General features: G+C 54.8%; 17 protein-coding genes and 2 pseudogenes. 13 read left to right on the top strand and 6 right to left on the bottom strand.

From position 1 onward, the window contains the following. The first annotated feature begins 153 nt into the window (after positions 1-153). Positions 154-897: a DeoR/GlpR family DNA-binding transcription regulator gene (locus PUZ33_RS02345; RefSeq protein ID WP_020688693.1), complete on the top strand. Its 744-nt coding sequence runs from the start codon at positions 154-156 to the stop codon at positions 895-897. 13 nt (positions 898-910) lie between these two features. Continuing rightward, positions 911-1978, top strand: a complete 1068-nt coding sequence (locus PUZ33_RS02340; RefSeq protein WP_029882470.1) for an oxidoreductase — start codon at positions 911-913, stop codon at positions 1976-1978. Positions 1979-2046: 68 nt separating this feature from the next. Here PUZ33_RS02340 and cybB read toward each other — a convergent pair whose 3' ends face one another. Next, positions 2047-2577 (bottom strand): cytochrome b561, encoded by a 531-nt coding sequence (cybB, locus tag PUZ33_RS02335; protein WP_013096695.1) that lies wholly within the window; start codon positions 2575-2577, stop codon positions 2047-2049. Positions 2578-2766: 189 nt separating this feature from the next. On the opposite strand from cybB, the gene gap reads away from it, so the two are divergent. Next, entirely contained in the window at positions 2767-3768 is a 1002-nt protein-coding gene (gene gap, locus PUZ33_RS02330; protein WP_058680367.1) for a type I glyceraldehyde-3-phosphate dehydrogenase, read from the top strand. 60 nt (positions 3769-3828) lie between these two features. Here the strand turns inward: gap and PUZ33_RS02325 are convergent, their stop codons facing one another. Then, the gene (locus PUZ33_RS02325; protein ID WP_062676651.1) at positions 3829-4623 is read right to left on the bottom strand and encodes a YdcF family protein; all 795 of its coding nucleotides are present in this window, start codon (positions 4621-4623) and stop codon (positions 3829-3831) included. A 221-nt stretch (positions 4624-4844) separates the two neighbouring features. Between PUZ33_RS02325 and PUZ33_RS02320 the strand changes: the two genes are divergently transcribed. The 4 genes from PUZ33_RS02320 (at position 4845) to PUZ33_RS02305 (ending at position 9714) form a co-directional block, all read left to right on the top strand. Continuing rightward, complete coding sequence (locus PUZ33_RS02320) at positions 4845-6497, top strand: MFS transporter (RefSeq protein WP_032618457.1); 1653 nt, start codon at positions 4845-4847, stop codon at positions 6495-6497. A 22-nt stretch (positions 6498-6519) separates the two neighbouring features. Next, positions 6520-7602 carry an HlyD family secretion protein gene (locus tag PUZ33_RS02315; RefSeq protein WP_058680369.1) on the top strand — a complete coding sequence of 361 codons (1083 nt, stop codon included), beginning with the start codon at positions 6520-6522 and terminating at the stop codon, positions 7600-7602. Continuing rightward, a complete protein-coding gene (locus PUZ33_RS02310; RefSeq protein ID WP_058680370.1) occupies positions 7599-8978 on the top strand; it encodes an efflux transporter outer membrane subunit in 1380 nt (459 codons plus the stop codon). Before PUZ33_RS02315 ends, PUZ33_RS02310 begins: the two co-directional genes overlap by 4 nt. Positions 8979-9054: 76 nt before the next feature. Further along, positions 9055-9714 carry an O-methyltransferase gene (locus PUZ33_RS02305; protein ID WP_058680371.1) on the top strand — a complete coding sequence of 220 codons (660 nt, stop codon included), beginning with the start codon at positions 9055-9057 and terminating at the stop codon, positions 9712-9714. An 86-nt stretch (positions 9715-9800) separates the two neighbouring features. On the opposite strand, the gene PUZ33_RS02300 is transcribed toward PUZ33_RS02305, so the two are convergent. Next, positions 9801-10481, bottom strand: a complete 681-nt coding sequence (locus PUZ33_RS02300) for a DUF1120 domain-containing protein (RefSeq protein ID WP_286087638.1) — start codon at positions 10479-10481, stop codon at positions 9801-9803. A 374-nt stretch (positions 10482-10855) separates the two neighbouring features. Next, positions 10856-14758, bottom strand: a complete 3903-nt coding sequence (gene hrpA, locus PUZ33_RS02295) for an ATP-dependent RNA helicase HrpA (RefSeq protein ID WP_252107571.1) — start codon at positions 14756-14758, stop codon at positions 10856-10858. A gap of 204 nt (positions 14759-14962) precedes the next feature. Here hrpA and azoR point away from each other — a divergent pair, with 204 nt between their 5' ends. Further along, on the top strand, positions 14963-15568 hold the full coding sequence (azoR, locus tag PUZ33_RS02290) for an FMN-dependent NADH-azoreductase (RefSeq protein ID WP_020688121.1): 606 nt from the start codon (positions 14963-14965) through the stop codon (positions 15566-15568). Between the two features lie 90 nt (positions 15569-15658). Continuing rightward, positions 15659-16345, top strand: a complete 687-nt coding sequence (locus tag PUZ33_RS02285; protein WP_058680372.1) for an RluA family pseudouridine synthase — start codon at positions 15659-15661, stop codon at positions 16343-16345. A gap of 6 nt (positions 16346-16351) precedes the next feature. Here the strand turns inward: PUZ33_RS02285 and PUZ33_RS02280 are convergent, their stop codons facing one another. After that, positions 16352-16891 (bottom strand): DUF2058 domain-containing protein, encoded by a 540-nt coding sequence (locus PUZ33_RS02280; protein WP_013096708.1) that lies wholly within the window; start codon positions 16889-16891, stop codon positions 16352-16354. Positions 16892-17159: 268 nt separating this feature from the next. On the opposite strand from PUZ33_RS02280, the pseudogene PUZ33_RS02275 reads away from it, so the two are divergent. From PUZ33_RS02275 to PUZ33_RS02260, 4 genes and pseudogenes are all read left to right on the top strand, one after another. After that, positions 17160-17681, top strand: a pseudogene (locus PUZ33_RS02275) (DUF2778 domain-containing protein). A gap of 246 nt (positions 17682-17927) precedes the next feature. Then, positions 17928-18422: pseudogene (locus tag PUZ33_RS02270) on the top strand (Hcp family type VI secretion system effector). A 145-nt stretch (positions 18423-18567) separates the two neighbouring features. Beyond that, a complete protein-coding gene (locus PUZ33_RS02265; RefSeq protein ID WP_013096709.1) occupies positions 18568-19542 on the top strand; it encodes a DUF1852 domain-containing protein in 975 nt (324 codons plus the stop codon). Positions 19543-19569: 27 nt separating this feature from the next. Beyond that, positions 19570-20598, top strand: a complete 1029-nt coding sequence (locus PUZ33_RS02260) for a methionine synthase (RefSeq protein ID WP_045295212.1) — start codon at positions 19570-19572, stop codon at positions 20596-20598. Here the strand turns inward: PUZ33_RS02260 and PUZ33_RS02255 are convergent, their stop codons facing one another. Further along, complete coding sequence (locus tag PUZ33_RS02255) at positions 20599-21540, bottom strand: LysR family transcriptional regulator (protein ID WP_058680373.1); 942 nt, start codon at positions 21538-21540, stop codon at positions 20599-20601. Positions 21541-21579 lie beyond the last annotated feature (39 nt).

Genomic DNA, 21579 nt, shown 5'->3' with positions numbered 1-21579 from the left:
ATAACATATTGATTACCCTTAGAAACCGTTCACTTATATTTAATCAATAACAGCTCAATTATCACGCAACTGAACTAATGTGTGGTTGCCCTTTTCTCTGCGACAAAATGCTGTATTATGCGAACTATTGCGACATTTTGCAGGATTGCTGCCATGCACAAAACCGCGCGTCAAAAATATGTGCTCGACATCATCAGCGAGCAGGGACAGGCCAGCATCACTGAGCTGGCAGAAAAGCTGCAGGTCTCTGCGGATACCATTCGCCGCGATCTCACGGACCTCGAAAAACAAGGGCTGGCGCAGAAGAACCACGGAGGCGCTATCGCGCTCAATCTGTCGGCCATGAATCGCCAGGGCAGAAATACGCTCCTGCCGGCGACCAAGCAGCGGCTGGGAAAACAGGTGGCACAGCAGGTTCCGCCGGGCTCTACGCTGTTTCTGGATGCGGGCAGTACGGTCATGGCGGTGGCCTCTTTTCTTCAGGGGCCGCTGACGGTGATCACCACCTCGCTGGATATCGCCCACGCTTTTAGCGACCGGGAGGATATCGAGCTGATCCTGCTCGGCGGGAAATGGGATCAGAAGCAACGCCTGTTTGCTGGCGGTGCCACCCTCTCCCTGCTTTCACGGTATCGGGCGGATATCGCCATCCTTGGCGCCTGCGCCCTTCATTCATCACTCGGTCTGAGTGCCGGGACGGAAGCCGATGCAGAAGTTAAACGGGCGATGCTTGCTGCCAGCCAGACGCACTGGATCGTCGCAGACCATCTGAAAGTCAACCGCTGTGAGCCGTATCTGGTGTGCGGGTTAGACGAAATTCATCAACTGTTTTTAGATCGTCCCTGGCCTGAGCTTGGGGACCAGAGCACCGTGCCCGTCACGGTTTGCGCTCATTAACGTGGAGAAGGTCATGAGTAAAATGAAGACAATCAACATTGCGCTGATCGGGTATGGTTTTGTCGGTAAAACCTTCCATGCCCCGCTCATCCAGTCTGTGGACGGGCTTACGCTGGCGGTGGTTTCCTCCCGTGATGAGGAAAAAGTTAAGCGCGATCTGCCGGATGTGCAGGTGGTTGCTACCCCGGAAGAGGCCATTACGCACCCGGATATTGACCTGGTGGTGATCGCCTCCCCTAACGCCACCCATGCTCCGCTGGCCACACTGGCCCTGAACGCCGGAAAACACGTGGTGGTGGATAAACCCTTCACGCTCGATATGCAGGAAGCGCGCGATCTTATTGCCCTGGCGGATGAGAAGCAGCTTCTGCTCTCCGTGTTCCACAACCGCCGCTGGGACAGCGATTTCCTGGGCATTAAGGACGTTATCACACAGGGCACCCTCGGCAAGGTGAAACTGTTTGAGTCGCACATTGACCGCTTCCGCCCGGAAGTGCGCGTGCGCTGGAGAGAACAAAACGTACCGGGAAGCGGGCTGTGGTTTGACCTGGGGCCGCACCTGATCGACCAGACGCTACAGCTCTTTGGTCTGCCTCACTCGGTGCAGGGGAATATCGCGACGCTGCGCGACGGCGCAGAAGTGAACGACTGGGCGCATGTGGTCTTAAACTACCCTGATCATAAGGTTATTTTGCACGCCAGCATGCTGGTCGCCGGGGGTACCGCGCGCTTTACCGTCCATGGGGATAAGGGCAGCGTAGTGAAGGCCCGTATCGATCAGCAGGAAGCCCAGCTGCTGACCGGCATCGTTCCGGGAAGTGAAACCTGGGGTGAGGACAGCGACAGTATGGTGTTCTTTGGGGCTGACGGTGCGCCGCAGACCATTACTACGCCGAAAGGCGATCAGCGCCAGTATTACATTAATGTGCGCGATGCTCTGCTTGGGAAGATTGCCAATCCGGTTCATCCTGTCGAGGCGTTAGCGGTGATGGCGGTGCTGGAAGCGGCGGTGAAATCGTCAGAGACCGGGTCAACCCAGGGGCTGGCATTAACAGCTGAAGAGCGTGCTCTGCTGCAATAAAAAACGGGTTTTGTAGGCCGGGTAAGCGCAGCGCCACCCGGCGAGAAAGGCGGCAAAAGTGTTGAGGGCTATTGCCGCTTTTTCGGCATCATGCGCAGCAGCGTATTATCTTTCCAGAAATAGTGATGCATCAGCGCCGCCGCTGCGTGCAGGCCAATGACAAAATAGCCGAGGTTCGCCAGCGTCTCGTGCCACTCTTTTAGCCCATCAGCCAGATCAAAGTTGGATTCCGCCGCGTGCGGCATGGCGATGCCAAAGGCAAACCAGTCGTTTCCACGGTTATACATCATCACCAGGCCAATCAGCGGCAAAGCAATAAACAGCAGATAAATCACCAGATGCCCCAGATGCGAAAGGCCTGTGATCATCGCTTTCGGTTTCGGCTCAATCGGCGGCGCGCGGAACTTCAGGCGCACCAGCAGACGTGTCACCATCAAAACCAGGATAGCGATCCCGCATGAGACGTGGATCATATTGATCAGCGGTCGGTCGGTACGCGGAAAGAAGCCTCTGAACTCCATGGCGCAGTAGGCGACGATAACTAACAGAAACACCAGCCAGTGAATGCCGATTTGCAGGCCTGTATATTTAGTGCGCATGTGATTTTCCGATAAAAAACAGTTACCGCGCCAACATAACGACCTTTCCTTAAAAATTCATTAACTTTTCTGTATGGATTTTCAAATACTTCCCGGGGCATGAATCATCTTCAATTGCTGCCCCGCCCCTCATGGTCTAAGCCTGGATAAGTTCAAACTGTCGCATCGACACGTTTACAGGAGAAAACCATGAGTAAAATTGGCATTAACGGATTTGGACGCATTGGACGCCTCGTACTTCGTCGCCTTCTTGAAACCCAGGACAGCAACACCGTCGTCGCCATCAACGACCTCACCTCTCCCAAAGTACTGGCCTATCTGCTCCGGCATGATTCTAACTACGGCGGCTTCCCGTGGAGCGTGGATTTTACCGAAGACGCGCTGATTGTAGATGGCAAGACGATCGCGGTGTACGCCGAGAAAGAGGCCAGACATATCCCCTGGAAAGCCGCTGGGGTGGATATCGTCGTGGAATGCACCGGTTTTTATACGTCGGAAGAAAAATCCAGAGCGCATCTGGATGCTGGCGCCAAAAAAGTCCTGATCTCCGCGCCAGCAGGTGAGATGAAAACCATTGTGTTTAACGTTAACGACGACACCATTGACGCCAGTGATACCATTATCTCTGTCGCCTCCTGCACCACCAACTGCCTCGCCCCGCTGGCAAAAGCCCTGCACGATGCTTTTGAGATTAAGGTGGGCACCATGACCACCATTCACGCCTACACTGGTACTCAGGCGCTGGTGGATGGTCCGCGCGGGAAAGATCTGCGCGCCTCACGCGCGGCGGCGGAGAACATCATTCCCCACACCACGGGTGCTGCCAAAGCGATTGGCCTGGTGATCCCGGCCCTTAGCGGCAAACTGAAAGGTCACGCCCAGCGCGTACCGGTGAAGACCGGCTCGGTAACGGAACTGGTCGCCATTCTGGGCAAAAAGGTCACCGCTGAAGAGGTGAATGCCGCACTGAAAAAAGCGACGCAGGGGAATAAATCCTTTGGCTATACCGATGAAGAGATTGTGTCGTCAGATGTGATTGGCTCGCACTTTGGCTCGGTGTTTGACGCCACGCAAACCGAAGTGACCGAGGCGGGCGAACTGCAACTGGTGAAAACCGTCGCCTGGTATGACAACGAGTATGGCTTTGTGACGCAGCTGGTGCGCACGCTTGATAAGTTTGCGGCGCTGTAATTCAAAAACAGCCGCCTGAAATGCCCGTTTGCGTGAGTCTTTTCGCAAACGGGCAGCGGATCATAACAACGCGCGGCTCACCAGGGCGTCGGTCAGAACAATGTCATTGCGCAGCACCTGCCACGCCGCCTCGATCTCATCAGGTATCGTCACGTGGGCAATAAAATCACGTCCTGCCGGACCGTAACCGTTAACGTCGTCACGCAGGCGCGGCAGTTCCCCCAGCACCAGCGATAAATAGCGTTCCACCGGCCAGAGCCCTTCACCGGAATCTCTGAACTCCAGTCCATCGTCACCGTTTTGCAGTACGGGCGTAAAGCCCGCGTGGCTCACCCATTCCGGCGATACGGGTTCGTCCCGGCATACGCGGGCGAACGTTGCCATGGTGCGGCGCTGCATGGTTGGATCCTGCACCACCAGCACCCTTTCAGGGGCAAACTGATGGTGCTTCATTAACTCGCGGCTAAAGCGGGCGTTCTCCCCGCAGTTCGTTGACTGATCTTCCATCCAAACCCGGTCTGCCGGGATCTGCCAGAATTCACGGGCGATATCCGCCAGGATGGCCGCCTCTGCCCGGCCCGTGGTGGGAATGGTGTGATAGCGCGGATGTTTCGCAATCGCGGCATAAAGAAATGTCGTGGAGTGTCCGATGCCTCCGCTAATGATCATGGGCACCCCCTGCTCCGCCGCCAGACGGCAGGCAGCTTCGATGGTTGGCATGACGGCATTCCCCGCCAGAATCACCATATCCACGGACTGACCCGGTTGCAGGTCATCCTGCGCCAGCCACTGCCCAACCGTGTTTACGGCACTGAGCGTGCTGCCGGGCAAACAGGGAAAAATTGTCGGTATCATCGTAACCTCCTTACAGCATTTGGATTAGCGTACCGCACTTGCCGCGTCAAAACAGGCGTTGATTCCTAAAGTGCCAGAGATAAGGCCGCTCTTTTTCCTAAAACCTTCAGTTCAACATTTGATTAACATGCGTAAATCATATTCACTTGTATTATGTTTTACGGCAGACGTAGAATCGCCAGCCTGTTAATTCTTCCATTTTATCAAAGGTAAACGACGTTATGCGCCTGCCCGAACGCGACCCTTATGCTCCTCGCGAGTGGCAGCCACACGAGAAACCCGCCCTGCTGGGTTCACCCTCCACGCCGGAGCACAGCACGCCAAAGCGGATTGCCTATGGCGTTGTCGGTCTGCTGGTTTGCCTGACGGGCGCCCTGGGGAATGCGGTGGTCACCGCCAACCTGCAAAATTTGCAGGGCACCTTCGGTGCCTGGTCAACCGAGATCGCCTGGCTACCGGCGGTCTATGTAATGACCAATATCTCCATTAACCTGCTGCTGGTGAAATTCCGCCAGCAGTACGGTCTGCGCGCCTTCACCGAAGGTTTTCTGGTGCTGTATGTGCTGGTCACTTTTTTCCACCTGTTTGTCAACGATCTTAGCTCGGCGCTGATGGTGCGCGCTGCACACGGGATGGTGGCCGCCGCGCTCAGCTCGCTGGGCATTTATTACCAGATCCAGGCCTGGCCGGCAAAACACCGCCTGAAGGCGTTGACCATTGGCATCACCGGCTCGTCACTGGCCATTCCGCTGGCGCGGCTCTTTTCAACCGAGCTGTTGCAGCTTGATGAGTGGCGCGGACTCTATTTCTTCGAGCTGGGGCTGGCCCTCATCTCGCTGGCGTGCGTGATTGCGCTGAAACTGCCGCCGGGCGATCGGCGTAAGGTCTTTGAGAAAAAAGACTTTATCACCTTCTTTTTACTGGCACCGGGTATGGCGCTGCTGTGCGCGGTGCTGTCGCTGGGCCGTCTGGACTGGTGGTTTGAAGCGCCGTGGATCGGCTGGTCGCTGGCGCTCTCACTGGTGCTGATTGTTTCCGCTATCGTGTTTGAACATAACCGCAGTAACCCGCTGCTGAACACCCGCTGGCTGTCGAGCGGCAGTATTGTGCGCCTTGGGTTGATTATGCTGCTGATCCGCATCGTGCTGGCCGAGCAAAACACCGGCGTCATCGGCTGGCTGCAGTACGTGGGGTTACAGAACGAGCAGATGACGCACCTGGCGTGGTCCATATTTGCCGGGATCGTCTGCGGGATCGTCACCAGCTGTCTGACCATTAAGCCGACCAAACTGGCGTGGCCGATTATCACCTCCCTGGTGCTAATGATTGTCGCCTCGCTGCTGGACAGCCAGTCCAACAACCTGACCCGCCCGGATCAACTGATGCTCAGCCAGTTCCTGCTGGGCTTTGGTAGTGCCTTCTTCCTCGCCCCCGCAATGCTGGCCGCCATTGGCGGCGTCATCGCCGACCCGCGTAATCTGGTGAGCTTCTCGGTAATGTTCGGCATGAGCCAGAACCTCGGCGGCCTGCTGGGCTCGGCTATTCTCGGTACCTTCCAGACCTGGCGCGAAAAGTATCACTCCAGCCTGCTGGCGGACCAGCTCACTACGCTCAATCCGCTGGTTAACGAGCGGATTCAGCTTTATACCCAGATGTACAAAAGCCTGATTGGCGACAGTGCCCTGCTGGGCACGCAGGCGATCACCCAGTTGCAGACGGTGACCGCGCTTGAGGCAAACATTCTGGCTTACAACGACACCTATTTACTGACCGCGAGTATTGCCGCGGCCACGCTGATCTGGATTTTATGGCGCTTGCTGCGCCTGCGCATCACTGCCCGTATGGCGCTTAAGAACGCCACCGGCAACAAATAATTGAAATATTTCTGGAGAGTTTATGAGTCAGCAGGATGCCGCCAAAGAGCAGGCCAACACCCGCAAAAATGTACGCATTGTGTCAATTTTCACCGCCGCTGCCATCGGTATTGTCGGCGTGCTGGTGATCCTTTACGCGTGGCAGCTCCCCCCGTTCACCCGCCACGCGCAGTTTACTGACAACGCTTACGTACGCGGCCAGACCACGTTCATCAGTCCGCAGGTCAATGGCTATATCACCGACGTGAAGGTGCAGGATTTTGTGCAGGTGAAAAAAGGCGACCTGCTGCTGCAGATTGATGACCGCATCTATCGCCAGCGCGTGCATCAGGCCGAGGCGCAGCTGGCGATGAAAATTGCCACCCTGAATAATAACCTGCAGCAGCGTAAAAGCGCGGAAGCGGTGATTGCCCGTAACGAGGCGGCCCTGAAAAACGCCCGCGCCCAAAGTCTGAAAACCCAGGCGGATTTAAAACGTGTAAAAGATCTGACGGCGGACGGATCGCTCTCCATCCGCGAACGCGACGCGGCGCTGGCCAGCGCGGCCCAGGGCAGCGCCGATATTGAGCAGGCAAAAGCGACGCTTGAGATGTCGCGCCAGGATCTGCAGACGGTAATTGTGAATCGCGGTGCGCTGGAGGCGGATGTGGAAAACGCCAAAGCGGCGCTGGAGCTGGCACAAATCGACCTGCAAAACACCCGCATTGTGGCGCCGCGTGACGGCCAGCTGGGGCAGATCGCGGTGCGTCTGGGCGCGTATGTCACGGCCGGGACCCATCTCACCACCCTGGTACCGCCGCAGCACTGGGTGATCGCCAACATTAAAGAGACCCAGCTGGCGGAGTTGCGCATTGGCCAGCCGGTGAAATTTACCGTCGATGCGCTCAACAACAAAGCCTATCAGGGCCGCGTGGAGAGCATCTCCCCGGCGACCGGCGTCGAATTCAGTGCCATCACGCCGGATAACGCCACCGGGAACTTTGTCAAAATCGCCCAGCGTATTCCGGTGCGTATCGAAGTGCTGGGTAAACCTGAAGAGTCAGCACTGCTACGTCCTGGCATGTCGGTACAGGTGACCATTGATACGCGGGAGGCGAAGCAATGACCCTTCGCCCGCTAGCCAGCCTGCTGGTTGCCGTTCTGCTTGCCGGATGCCAGTCGGTGGATGTAAAACCTGCCCAACCATCACTGCATATTCCTGCCCAGTGGCGGGCGGCATCCGGCCCCGTCAGCGCGCCTGAACAGCTGTGGTGGCGAAATTTTCACGACAACAACCTCAACCGCTACGTGGATCAGGCGCTGAAAAATAACAGCGACGTGCTGATCGCCCGCGAACGGATCAATGAGTATCAGGCAAGAGTCTATGCCGCTGACGGCAGCCTGTTTCCGTCGCTGGATGCGGGCATAACCGGCACCCGCGCCCGGACGCAATCGGCCGCCACGGGGTTACCGGTATACAGTACGCTGTACAAAGGCAGCCTCACCGCCAGCTATGATGTGGATATCTGGGGCGTCAACCGCAGCACGGCCAATGCCGCGCAGGCCTCACTGGAGGCGCAAAAAGCCGCCGCCGCTGCCGCGGATTTAACTGTCGCCTCGTCGGTGGCCTCCGGGTATGTCACCCTGCTCTCGCTTGACGAACAGCTTCGCGTCACCGAGTCCACGCTGAAATCACGCGAAGAGGCATTTAATCTTGCTAAACGGCAGTTTGAAACGGGCTACAGTTCGCGCCTGGAGCTGATGCAGTCTGACTCTGAGCTGCGGGCCACCCGGGCGCAGGTGCCGCTGCTGCAGCATCAGCTCGCGCAGCAAGAGAATGCCCTGAGTCTGCTGCTGGGCAGTAACCCGGGCGAGGTGGCGCGCAGTGAAAGCTTCAGCACGCTTACCCCGCAGAGGCTGCCTTCACAGCTGCCGTCATCGTTGCTTAACCGACGACCTGACATCGTTCAGGCCGAGCATCAGCTTATTGCGGCCGATGCCAGCCTTGCCGCCTCGCGCGCCAGCCTGTTGCCGTCGATCAACCTGACGGCGACCGGATCGATTCAGGATCGCACTCTTTCCGGCCTGCTGGACAACCCGTTACAGCTCTGGAGCGCAGGCGGCAGTATTCTCGCCCCGCTGCTGAACCGCCAGGCATTGAATGCGCAGGTGGATATCTCCCAGTCGCAGCGTAATCAGGCGCTGTACGCCTATGAGAAAACCGTGCGCAATGCGTTTGCCGAAGTGAACAACAGCCTTGACGCCATTACGCGTTATCAGGAACAGCTGAGCGAACTGCTGGCCCAGCAGGAGGTGGCCCAGGAGACGCTGCGCATTGCGCAGAACCGCTATCGCAACGGCTATTCGTCTTATCTGGATGTGCTCGACGCACAGCGTACACTTTACTCGGTACAAACCAACGTGGTGCAGGTGAAAAATAACCTGCTGCTGGCGCAGATTGATTTGTATAAAGCGCTGGGCGGCGGTTGGGAGAGCGTGTGAACCCGGTTTGCACGCTGATGCCCTCACCCCGGCCCTCTCCCTGTGGGAGAGGGAGTAAAACCCAAGGAGACAATCTATGCAACAACAGTGGTCTGCAGTTGATAATTTCATGATTTCGTCGCTTATTCCTGAAGATGAGGTACTGAGCAAGGTACTGGAAAACAACCAGCGCGCCGGACTCCCCGAACACGATGTTGCGGCCAATCAGGGGCAACTGCTGGCACTGTTCGTGCGCATGACGCAGGCGCGGCGCGTTCTGGAGATCGGTACGCTGGGTGCTTACAGTTCAATCTGGATGGCGCGCGCCCTGCCGCCGGACGGAAAGCTGATTACGCTTGAGGCCGATTCCACGCATGCCCGCGTGGCGCGGCAGAATATTCAGCTTGCCGGTCTCAACCAACGCATTGAACTCATCGAAGGCCCGGCGCTGACTTCTCTGGAAAATTTTGGCGACGTTCCGCCGTTCGACCTGATCTTTATTGATGCTGATAAGCCAAACAATCCCGGCTACCTCGAATGGGCGCTGCACTACTCCCGCCCCGGCACGGTGATTATCGGCGATAACGTGGTGCGCGATGGCGAAGTGATTAACGGACAAAGCGACGACTCGCGCGTGCAGGGTGTTCGCCGGTTTATCGAGATGATGGGGGACAATCCGCGCTTAACCACCACCGCGCTGCAAACGGTCGGGGTTAAGGGGTGGGATGGGTTTACGCTGGCGATGGTAAACGGCTGAGACCTGTATGGACTATCCATCAGGGTTGACAACAAAAAAGGGACGCCATGAGTCCCTTTTTTTATTGCGAATACCACTACAAAAAATTAAAGATATTTTAGCGTGATCGTAGCCTGACCATCGAGAGACGTATCATCGATAATACCCAAAGATGTCGTATCTTTAATCGCTAATGCTGTCACTAACGGGAATACCGCTGTGGTGAAGGCAACAGGTTCTAGCGTACCTGGATCCGCGACACTGACATTAGTGATCGTATCATTGCGGACGGCAGTTCCGTCATTAGCCCATGTAGAAGTATTCCAGCCTGTATTATGAATGATGACATCTTTCGATTCACCATCTACTGTAGCTTTAAAATCTTTGATAAATAAAGAGTAGTTACCGATGTTTACACCCGTGCCTGTTTTACCAACACCATATAGGAAATAACTTTCAGAAGCATCTGCACCGCCATATCGCCCATTTTTAACGGTAATATTTGCGCGAGAATCAGTACGATCGTCTGCTGCGCTCCAACTTACTTTTGTGGCCGCAGTGCAATTAATTGAAAAATTAATCTCCTTTTGCCCTAATTGGTTATTCGTGTCAGGAGACAATTCACCAAGATGAATAGTGCCATAATCAACAACTCCGCCGTTGCTCAATTCTGGCGTGCATGCGGAATTAGTGAGCGTGCCCGTTACCTTTAAAACAGCGGTTTCACCTGCATAAGCAGATGAGATACATAAAGATATAGCCGTAGCTAGAATAACTTTTTTGATCATTGACTCGTCCTTTTCGTCAATATGATAATTAAGCGCAAAACGCGTTCTCTGAGTATAATCCCCTCATTGAATGCAGATTATAATATCATACCCACAACAAGCATAATTAAATTTACTTAAACTAACTTGAAGTATAGTTCATATAGCGCATCGCTTTCAGCATCTAAATTTATTACTGAAAGTTATATTCTGTGCAAAATGTTTTTTCAATGAATTATATATTAGCAATTGCCATTATTTTTCTTCACTTAAGTAGAAATAAAGTTGTTGTTGATGTCCTTACATTGGAATCGCATGCATATATATGAGTATTTTTTAATCTTCCCCTCCCCCACTCTGGGGAGAGAATCAGGGGGAGGGAAAACACTTTATCATTATGCTGAAATCTGCTCCATCGCCTGCAAAATACGTTTATCCGAAATCGGATACGGCGTACCGAGCTGCTGGGCAAAGAAGCTGACGCGTAACTCTTCGATCATCCAGCGGATCGCCTGAACGTCTTCATCGTCACGACGTGCCGGTGGCAGTTTGTTTAACCACTGCTGCCACGCCTGCTGCACGTTTTCCACTTTCAGCATCTGGGCACGGTCACGATGCGGATCGATGGCCATTTTCTCCAGCCGTTTTTCAATCGCCTGCAGGTAACGCAGCGTGTCGCCGAGACGGTTGAAGCCATTGCCGGTGACAAAGCCTCGGTACACCAGGCCCGCCATCTGCGCTTTGACATCCGACAGCCCCAGCGCCATGGTCATATCCACGCGCCCTTTCAGGCGTTTGTTGATATTGAACACGGTGGTGAGGATCTGCTCGACCTGTTTGGCAATATCGACCACGGTGTCGTTCAGCTCCGCGCGTACCTTTTCATGAAGCTGAGCAAAGCCCTCTTCTGACCAGACCGGACCGCCGGCCTCGTGGATCAGCTTGTCCACGCCGCAGGAGATGCAGTCGTCAATCAGATCCAGCACTTTGCCGTACGGGTTAAAGTACAGCCCCAGCTTGGCTTTGTTCGGCAGCTTCTCGTGCAGATACTTGATCGGCGACGGGATGTTGAGCAGCAACAGGCGGCGCAGCCCGCGCCACATCATCTGCTGCTGTTCCTGCGGGTTATCAAACAGCTTGATCGCCACGCTGTCGCGCTCATCCACCAGCGCAGGCCAGGCCTTCACTTTGTAGTTGCCGCGTTTTTGCTCGTAGCTTTCGGGGAGCTGACCAAAGCTCCAGATGTGCAGCCCGCTCTGCTCAATCCCATCATCCGCCACCGCGGACAAGGTCTCCTGCACTTTGCCTTTCAGCGCCTCTTTCAGCGCGGTGAGCGAACGGCCCTCCTGCAGCTTCTTGTTTTTATCGTCCACCACGCGGAAGGTGATTTTCAGGTGATCGGGCACCTGATCCCAGTTCCAGTCTTCGCGGTCAATGGTGGTACCGGTCATGCGGCGGAACTCACGCTCCAGCGCATCCAGCAGCGGCATCTCCAGCGGCGTGACGCGGCCTAAAAACGCTTCGGCGTAGTTAGGGGCCGGAACAAAGTTACGCCGCACCGGTTTCGGCAGCGATTTGATCAGCGCAATCACCAGCTCGCGGCGCAGGCCGGGAATTTGCCACTCAAAGCCGCTCTCATCCACCTGGTTTAGCAGTGGCAGCGGGATATGAACGGTGACACCATCCGCGTCCGTTCCCGGCTCAAACTGATAGGTCAGCCGCAGCTTAAGGTTGCCCTGATGCCAGAAGTTCGGGTAGTCGAGCTTACTGACCGACTCCGCCCCTTCTTTAATCAGCATGCTCTTTTCAAAGTTGAGCAGATCCGGCGTCTCTTTGCTGGCCTTCTTCCACCAGCTGTCAAAGTGACGGGCGGAAATGACATCGTGGCTGATGCGCTGGTCGTAAAATTCGAACAGCGCCTCGTCATCCACCAGAATGTCGCGACGACGGGATTTGTGCTCCAGCTCTTCCACTTCAGCACGCAGCTTGAGGTTTTCACGGAAGAAGGCGTGACGCGTCTGCCAGTCGCCCTCCACCAGCGCGTGGCGGATAAACAGCTCGCGGCACAGCGCCGGGTCAATCTGGCTGTAGTTGACCTTACGCGCGGCCACCACCGGCAGGCCGTAGACGGTCACTTTTTCGGTTGCCATCACCGCCCCCTGCGCGCGCTCCCAGTGCGGTTCACTGTATGAGCGTTTCAGCAGGTGTTGCGCCACCGGCTCCACCCATTCCGGATCGATACGCGCGGCAATACGCCCCCACAGACGGCTGGTTTCCACCAGTTCAGCAACCATGGTCCACTTGGGTGGTTTCTTGAACAACCCGGAGCCGGGGAAGATGGAGAAACGGGCGTTGCGCGCGCCGGTATACTCCTGCTTTTCGGCGTCCTTCATGCCGATATGGGACAGCAGTCCGGTCAGCAATGCGATGTGAATCTCTCGGTACTCCGCCGGTTCACTGTTCACCGGAATACCGAGCTCTTTCACCACCTGGCGCAGTTGGGTGTAAATATCCTGCCACTCGCGCACGCGCAGGTAGTTGAGGAAATCCACGCGGCACTGACGGCGGAACTGGTTAGATGACAGCGCTTTCTGCTGCTCGCCGAGGTAGTTCCACAGGTTCACGAAGGCAAGGAAATCCGACTCTTTGTCGTGGAAGCGACGGTGTTTTTCATCCGACGCCTGCTGTTTGTCCATTGGCCGTTCACGCGGATCCTGAATGGAGAGCGCCGAGGTGATGATCATCGCCTCGCGCACACAGCCGTGTTTTTGCGCTTCCAGCACCATGCGCGCCAGACGCGGGTCCACCGGCAACTGGCTGAGCTGCCGTCCCAGCGGCGTCAGTTTATACGCGGTGGACTGCTCGTCGGTGGTGATCGCCCCCAGCTCTTCCAGCAGGCGTACACCGTCCTGAATATTGCGTTTGTCTGGCGCTTCGACAAACGGGAAAGCGGCGATATCGCCCAGCCCCAGCGCGGTCATCTGCAGGATGACGGAAGCGAGGTTGGTGCGCAGGATCTCCGGGTCGGTAAACTCCGGGCGGGAGAGGAAATCGTCTTCCGAATAGAGACGAATACAGATCCCCTCCGACACACGTCCACAGCGCCCTTTACGCTGGTTGGCCGACGCCTGTGAAACCGGCTCAATCGGCAGACGCTGTACCTTGGTGCGGTAGCTGTAGCGGCTGATACGCGCCGTACCCGGATCAATCACATACTTGATGCCCGGCACGGTGAGCGAGGTTTCCGCCACGTTGGTTGCCAGCACGATGCGGCGCCCGCTGTGTGGCTGGAACACGCGGTTCTGTTCGCTGTTGGAGAGACGAGCGTAAAGCGGCAAAATTTCCGTGTGGCGCAGATCGCGCTTGCTGAGCGCGTCGGCGGTATCGCGGATCTCACGCTCGCCGCTCATAAAGATCAGAATGTCGCCCGCGCTCTCATTGCCCAGTTCGTCAACGGCGTCGAAAATTGCCTGCAACTGGTCGCGCTCGGTATCCTCCGCCTCCTCCACGATCGGGCGATAGCGCACTTCTGCCGGATAGGTACGGCCGGAGACTTCAATAATCGGTGCGTTATTGAAATGTTTTGAGAAACGCTCCGGGTCGATGGTCGCGGAGGTGATGATAATTTTCAGATCCGGGCGACGCGGCAGTAGCTCTTTAAGGTAGCCGAGCAGGAAGTCGATGTTCAGACTGCGCTCGTGCGCCTCATCAATAATGATAGTGTCGTACTGCATCAGCAGACGATCCTGCTGAATTTCCGCCAGCAGGATACCGTCGGTCATCAGCTTGACCATGGTGTTATCGCTCACATGGTCGCTGAAACGCACCTTATAACCGATGCAGCCGCCCGGCTCCGTTTGCAGCTCCTCGGCAATACGGTTCGCCACGGTACGCGCCGCCAGACGACGCGGCTGGGTATGACCAATCAGGCCCTTCACCCCGCGGCCGAGCTCCATACAGATTTTCGGCAACTGTGTGGTTTTCCCCGAGCCGGTCTCCCCCGCCACGATCACCACCTGGTGGTCGCGCACGGCGTTGAGGATCTCCTGCTTCTTCTGACTGACGGGCAGATTTTCCGGATAGGTAATTGCCGGACGAGTCGCTTCGCGCAGCACAACTTTCCCTGCCGCCTGTTCAATCTCTTTCGCCATCTCCTGGAAAATGGCCTGTTGTGCATCAGGATTTTTAACCTTCTTCACCCCGTGCAAGCGGCGAGCAAAGCGCTGTTTATCGCGCAGCATCAGTGAATCAAGCTGTTGCAGGAGCATCGGGAAGGTCAGTTTTTGTTGTTCTGTCATAGCATTAACGGGCAGTGCACTGCCGGATAAAATCTCTTTGTAATGATTGCTATAGAGTACCACATCAGCGCTTTCCACGCCTTATTCAAAAAATTCGAACATAGGCTTCGATATATTGCGCTATCTCTGTGGCAGGATTGTGAATAAAGTGTCAACAAGCAACGGGGCAACCCCCTTCAATCAAATGCAAAACAGGAATCACCCATGAGCAAAGTATTAGTTTTGAAATCCAGTATTCTGGCAGGGTACTCTCAGTCTGGTCAGCTGTCTGATTACTTCGTTGAACAGTGGCGTGAACACCATTCCGCAGACCAAATCACCGTGCGTGACCTGGCTGCAAACCCAATTCCTGTGCTGGATGGCGAGCTGGTTGGCGCGCTGCGTCCAGGCGATGCACCGCTGAGCCCACGCCAGCAGGAAGCCCTGGCGCTCTCTGATGAGCTGATTGCTGAACTGCAGGCGCACGACGTTATCGTGATCAACGCCCCAATGTACAACTTCAACATCCCAACCCAGCTGAAGAACTACTTCGACCTGGTGGCTCGCGCTGGCGTTACCTTCCGTTACACCGAAAATGGCCCGGAAGGTCTGGTGAAAGGCAAGCGTGCCATCGTGCTGACCAGCCGTGGCGGTATTCATAAAGATACCCCAACCGACCTGGTTGCGCCTTACATGAGCCTGTTCCTGGGCTTCATCGGGATCACCGACGTGAACTTCGTGTTTGCAGAAGGTATCGCTTACGGTCCTGAAGTGGCGACCAAAGCACAGACCGACGCGAAAGCCGCGATCGACAGCCTGGTGGCTGCCTAAGATTTCCCCCTCTCACCGCCCGGTGAGAGGGTTTTTCTTTTCTCCCGCATTTCGTTATCATCCGCTCCCACTCTCCAGCCGGGCGGCCTGATGTCTGCGATTATTGATTCTTTTATTGCCCCACCGTGTCATGACAACATTGAGATCCTCTGGCAGGATGAACATCTGCTGCTGATCAATAAACCTTCCGGTCTGCTTAGCCTCTCGGGCAAGAATCCGCAAAATCTCGATTCGGTGCACTATCGTCTGGTTCAAAACTTTCCTGGCTGCACGCTGGTGCATCGCCTGGATTTTGGCACGTCCGGCCTGATGGTGATTGCACGTAATAAGTCGATCAACGCCGCGCTGTGTCAGCAGTTCAGCCAGCGCAGCGTGGAGAAAGTCTACAGCGCCCTGCTTTGCGGCCACGTGGAAAACGATGAAGGGGTGATTGATGCGCCGATTGCCAAGGACCCGGCGCTGTTTCCGCTGATGTCGATCTGTGCCGTTAACGGCAAACCCGCCCGTTCCCGCTATCGGGTGGTGGAACGCCTGCATCAAAACGCGGCGATGCCGCTCACGCGGGTAGAACTGACGCCTGAAACGGGGCGAACCCACCAGTTGCGCATTCACTGTCAGCTGCTGGGCCACCCGATTTTAGGCTGCGATTTATATGGAGGACGGACGTGGCCTGGCAGCGGAACAACGCCGAGGCTGATGCTGCATGCCAGTCAGTTGAATTTTATTCATCCGGTGAGCGGCGAGCCGGTTAACGCCCGTCACGCCGCACCGTTCTGAGCCGTATTACCACATCAAATCGTCAGGGATTTTGAAATCGGCATACGGATCGTCTTCATCCTGCTCTTCCTGACTCAGGGCGCTGTTTAACACAATACTGTCGGCATCGCGCTGGGCAATTTTATCCGCCACCACCGCCGGGATAATGGCGTATTCGCAGTCGCCATTAGCGTTAATCACCAGACGTGCGATGGCCAGACGACCGTTAATCAACTGGGTCTGGGTTGCCTTATCCACCTCGATTTTTTTGATCAGATTGCCGTCGGTGAAGTTAAAGGTGATGTTGCCTTTTGCCACCGTGATGCGGTTCATCTCAATCAACTGCTTCACCTGCGCCTTAAACTCTTTGGCGAGCACCGCCTGTTTTTGCTGCTCGCTCAACTGTTTGTCACGCTCAAGCTGCGCTTTTTTGTTCTCTTCTACCGCCTCTCTGGCCTCACGCGCCTGCACGCGGGATTTCTTGGCCGTGCGCTGAACTTTGGCCATTTTCTTGCTGGAGACTAAGCCCGCTTTCAGCATCTGCTCTTGTAAGGTGAGTTTTGTCATGAGTGTGTTTAAACCGGTTGGAAATTTTGGGGATTATAGCGGGAATTGCGGAGCGTGTGTTAGAGAAGTAGGCATGGCGTTTAGTTGCCTGAGGCTGGTTCATTATTCATTCAGCATTTATTAACGTTAACGCCTAACGAGTGATTAAAAATTGTCAGGTCATTTTCTTAAAAAAAATGAGCAACTCATAAATATGATGTGAGTTCAGTATCTGTACCCTCTACAGGCGTAGGCTGCCTTTCTCTTATTATAAGGGTACGGAGAAAATATGGCCTTAAAAGGAACAATGCTGCTTAACGGTGCTGACTATGCGCCTTTTAACCTGCACGGCGTAGGCGTGTTTATGGCGCATTCCGGGCAGGGAATCTATCGAAACAATGGACTATGTGGCGCTGTTAAAGGCTCGGGACCTATTCCTCCGGGAAAATACTGGATAGTTGACAGAGGAACCGGAGGCTTCATATCAGGGTTAAAAGCTAAGTTGCAGGACCAGTGGAACAAAGTCCGATCCGGTGCAGAGTTTGGCCGTGATGAGTAGTTTGCTCTGTACAAGGATGACTGGGGTATCGACGATGGAACCTGGATTGATAACGTATATCGTGGATTATTTCGTCTGCATCCGGGTACGCAATCAGAAGGATGTATCACGATTGCCCATAATTCTGATTACGCATTGATCCGCAATGCTCTGATGAGTACCGAACTTATTCAGGTTCCCTGTATGCGTTCACTTATGGCACGCGGCTGGGTTGAGGTGATTAATAGTGGCTATACCAACACCTGCCCGTAAATGGAGCATCAGACTATTCAAAACGATCGGGTTTCTACTCATTAGCCTGATGGTAGGTCGCACGCTGGAGCCTGCTGAATTCTATCTTAATCATGACGTGGCTTCTTCCGTATGTGATTTTATTTATGGTGATGTTAATGCTGAAACACTATATGACACATATACGTATATCGATATTTTAACTGTATTTACCCTTACTACGGTTATTTACCGATTAACAATGCTGCTAATCAATAGAATAAGGAAATAAAGAATGCCCCCCCCTATATATGGCTAAAAGACGATGGCGGAGCACATATTAAAGGATCCGTAGACGTTCAGGACCGTGAAGGTAGCATTGAGATCATAGGGCTAAGTCATGGTCTAAATCTCCCGGTAGATAGTGCTAACGGTAAGATCACCGGCACGCGTCAACATTCATCCATGCGGATTGAAAAGGAAGTTGATAGCTCCACGCCCTATCTCTATAAAGCAGCTTCTACCGGGCAAGCGCTAAAAAGTGCTGAAATTAAGTTCTATCATATTAATGATGCTGGACAGGAGGTCTGTTATTACACCGTATGAATGGAGAATGTAAAGGTCACCGGTGTTAACTGCAGCGTGCCGAACGTGAAAATCGCGGCCAACGATAAAATGAACCATGTTGAAAGCGTAAGCCTGCAGTATGAAAAAATTACCTGGCGTATCGTCGATGGGAACATCATGCACAGCGACGCCTGGAACGAACGCCCTTCAGCCTGACATCAAGGGGTGCATGCCCCTTGAGCCTTCATGAAGTTCGCTCATGTTGCTGTGAAATTAAGTCACTTCCCCTGCGCCACCGCGTCAGGCATAAATTATGCATTGATAACTTCCTGGCAACATGAACTTAGGATGCATAACCAAGATGAGCAAAGCTTTTACATTTACCCTTAAGCGCAGTTGCTTCGATGAAAATTATAACCCGTCAGAGAATACGCGTACGACCACCAACTTTGCCAACCTCGCCCGTGGGGAAAAGCGTCAGGAGAACCTGCGTAATACCCTGGTGATGATCAATAACCGCTTTAACGCCCTGGCGCGCTGGGATAACCCCAATGCCGATCGTTACGCGGTCGAGCTTGAGATCGTCTCTGTGGATCTGAATATTGGTGCGGAGAAAACCTTCCCGGCCATTGAAATATTGCAAACCACAATCGTCGATAAAAAAACCAACGAACGCATCGACGGTATTGTCGGCAATAACTTCTCCTCTTACGTACGCGATTACGATTTCAGCGTCCTGCTGCTGGAGCATAATAAAAACCAGCCCCATTTCACCATTCCGGAGAAGTTTGGTGTCTTGCACGGCAATATCTTCCGCCATTTTGTTAATTCGCCTGAATACCGTGAGAATTTCAAAAAAGCACCGGTGATTTGCCTGAGTGTGTCCAGCAAAGACACTTATCGTCGCACGGGTAACCAGCACCCGGTGCTGGGCATTGAGTACACGCCGGATGGCGAGTCATTGACGGAGCAGTACTTCGCGAAAATGGGCCTGAAGGTACGCTATTTCATGCCTGAAAACAGCGTGGCGCCGTTTGCCTTCTTCTTCACCGGCGATTTGCTCAGTGATTACACCAATCTTGAACTGATCGCCACCATCAGCACGATGGAGACGTTCCAGAAGATCTATCGCCCGGAAATTTATAACGCTAACTCGGCGGCAGGACACTGCTATCGCCCCGACCTGAATCAGCAGGATCACTCCTTAACCAAAATTGTTTACGACCGTGTCGAACGCAGCCAGCTGGCCATTGAGCAGGGTAAATTCACGGAAGAACAATTTATCAAACCTTACAAACACGTACTCGAGCAGTGGTCTGATAACTACGCGCGTTAATTAATCGAATTTAAAAGGGTTATACATATGAAAACATTGCTCCCGACGTCAACCGCTGGCAGCCTGCCTAAGCCAACCTGGCTTGCACAACCTGAAACGCTGTGGTCACCGTGGAAATTACAGGATCAGGAGTTACTGGCCGGTAAGCAGGATGCACTGCGTTTATCGCTTGATGAGCAGATCCGCGCGGGGATTGATATCGTCAGCGATGGGGAACAGACGCGCCAGCACTTTGTGACCACCTTTATTGAACACCTCAGCGGCGTGGATTTTGAAAACCGTCAGACCGTGCGCATTCGTAACCGCTACGATGCGAGCGTGCCGACGGTGGTCAGCGCCGTGGCGCGTCAAAAACCGGTGTTCGTGGACGACGCAAAATACTTACGGCAGCTCACGGATAAGCCAATCAAGTGGGCCCTGCCGGGGCCGATGACCATGATCGACACTCTTTACGACGCGCACTATAAAAGCCGCGAAAAGCTGGCCTGGGAGTTCGCTAAAATCCTCAATCAGGAGGCAAGAGAGTTAGAGGCCGCAGGTGTCGATATCATTCAGTTTGATGAGCCGGCATTTAATGTCTTTTTTGATGAGGTCAACGACTGGGGGATTGCGGCGTTGGAGCGTGCCATTGAAGGGCTGAAATGCGAAACAGCGGTACACATCTGCTACGGATACGGCATCAAGGCCAATACCGACTGGAAAAAGACCCTTGGCTCAGAATGGCGCCAGTATGAAGAGGCGTTTCCTAAGCTTCAGACATCGAATATCGACATCATCTCGCTGGAGTGTCACAACTCCCGCGTGCCGATGGATCTGCTGGAACTGATCCGCGGCAAAAAAGTGATGGTAGGCGCCATCGACGTGGCAACCAACACCATTGAAACCGCGGAAGAAGTGGCTGACACCCTGCGTAAAGCGCTGCAGTTTGTCGATGCCGACAAGCTTTACCCGTCAACCAACTGCGGTATGGCGCCGCTTTCCCGTCAGGTTGCCAACGGTAAGCTGAAGGCGCTGAGCGCCGGAGCCGCGATCATCCGCAACGAACTTGGCGCGTAATCACCTGCCCTGCGTTTGCCAGTAGAGCGGTGTACCGAAACACCCGACGTAATGATCAATCACCGCCCTGACGTTAAGGGGCGGATGCCGCGCGTTCGGGTAGATCGCCGCAATATTCAGGGGCTCCGTATGAATGGCGCACTCCAGCCCTGGCAGGAGTGCGACCAGTTCGCCCTGCTGCACGCGGTCGCCAATCAGCCAGTCCGGAAACAGCACAATTCCCATCCCACCCAGCGCGGCAGCAAGCAGCGATTCCGCATTATTTGACGTCATTAATGGCACCACCGGATAGTGCACCCACTCCTCCCCCGCACCGCGCAACAGCCAGCGGTTAGGCCCCGACGAACCACGGTAGACCAGGCATTTATGATGCGCCAGATCGTCCGGCCCTTGCGGCGCGCCGTGCTGTCGCAGATAGTCCGGCGAGGCGGCCAGATGGTAGCGCTGCTGACCAAAAATGCGTGCGTGAAAGGTGGAGTCCGTCAGCACGCCGATGCGAAAGATCACGTCGGCGGCATTCTTGTGCGGGTCGATAAAATCATCGGTCAGCGTCAGCTCGATATTCAGCCTCGGATAGCGCGCCGTCAGACCAGGCAGCCCTGGCGCAATGTGCCGCTGGCCGAAAAAGACCGGTGCATTAATGCGGATCGTGCCGGAAGGCTCCGTTGAACGTGCATCCAGCTCCCGACGCGCATCCTCAAAACTCGTCATCATCTCCCTGGCATAGCGGATAAACAGATGACCACTTTCTGTGGGGATCACCGCCCGGGTATTGCGGTAAAAAAGCTGCTGGCCGAGTGCGTCCTCAAGCTGGTGGATAATGCGCGAAACCTGCGAGGCGGAAAGGCCCTCGCGGCGCGCGACCACGGAAAAATTTTCGGCTTCAAAAACCGCGATAAAAATCTTCAGCGAACGGAGGTTCATGCTCCCGGCGTCGTACATTCGTGCATATCCTGCAAAGGTGTTTCCTGCATTATGGCA

This window comes from Enterobacter cloacae complex sp. 2022EL-00981, from assembly GCF_028737495.1.
Lineage (GTDB): Bacteria > Pseudomonadota > Gammaproteobacteria > Enterobacterales > Enterobacteriaceae > Enterobacter > Enterobacter cloacae.
Note: the sequence above shows the minus strand (reverse complement) of the source record. Positions and strands in the feature narration are given on the sequence as shown.

Coding starts and splice junctions, on each gene's coding strand:
- PUZ33_RS02345 (WP_020688693.1), top strand. CDS start 154: ATGCACAAAACCGCGCGTCAAAAATATGTGCTCGACATCATCAGCGAG.
- PUZ33_RS02300 (WP_286087638.1), bottom strand. CDS start 10,481: ATGATCAAAAAAGTTATTCTAGCTACGGCTATATCTTTATGTATCTCA.
- PUZ33_RS02340 (WP_029882470.1), top strand. CDS start 911: ATGAGTAAAATGAAGACAATCAACATTGCGCTGATCGGGTATGGTTTT.
- azoR (WP_020688121.1), top strand. CDS start 14,963: ATGAGCAAAGTATTAGTTTTGAAATCCAGTATTCTGGCAGGGTACTCT.
- cybB (WP_013096695.1), bottom strand. CDS start 2,577: ATGCGCACTAAATATACAGGCCTGCAAATCGGCATTCACTGGCTGGTG.
- PUZ33_RS02265 (WP_013096709.1), top strand. CDS start 18,568: ATGAGCAAAGCTTTTACATTTACCCTTAAGCGCAGTTGCTTCGATGAA.
- PUZ33_RS02285 (WP_058680372.1), top strand. CDS start 15,659: ATGTCTGCGATTATTGATTCTTTTATTGCCCCACCGTGTCATGACAAC.
- gap (WP_058680367.1), top strand. CDS start 2,767: ATGAGTAAAATTGGCATTAACGGATTTGGACGCATTGGACGCCTCGTA.
- hrpA (WP_252107571.1), bottom strand. CDS start 14,758: ATGACAGAACAACAAAAACTGACCTTCCCGATGCTCCTGCAACAGCTT.
- PUZ33_RS02320 (WP_032618457.1), top strand. CDS start 4,845: ATGCGCCTGCCCGAACGCGACCCTTATGCTCCTCGCGAGTGGCAGCCA.
- PUZ33_RS02315 (WP_058680369.1), top strand. CDS start 6,520: ATGAGTCAGCAGGATGCCGCCAAAGAGCAGGCCAACACCCGCAAAAAT.
- PUZ33_RS02260 (WP_045295212.1), top strand. CDS start 19,570: ATGAAAACATTGCTCCCGACGTCAACCGCTGGCAGCCTGCCTAAGCCA.
- PUZ33_RS02255 (WP_058680373.1), bottom strand. CDS start 21,540: ATGTACGACGCCGGGAGCATGAACCTCCGTTCGCTGAAGATTTTTATC.
- PUZ33_RS02325 (WP_062676651.1), bottom strand. CDS start 4,623: ATGATACCGACAATTTTTCCCTGTTTGCCCGGCAGCACGCTCAGTGCC.
- PUZ33_RS02305 (WP_058680371.1), top strand. CDS start 9,055: ATGCAACAACAGTGGTCTGCAGTTGATAATTTCATGATTTCGTCGCTT.
- PUZ33_RS02280 (WP_013096708.1), bottom strand. CDS start 16,891: ATGACAAAACTCACCTTACAAGAGCAGATGCTGAAAGCGGGCTTAGTC.
- PUZ33_RS02310 (WP_058680370.1), top strand. CDS start 7,599: ATGACCCTTCGCCCGCTAGCCAGCCTGCTGGTTGCCGTTCTGCTTGCC.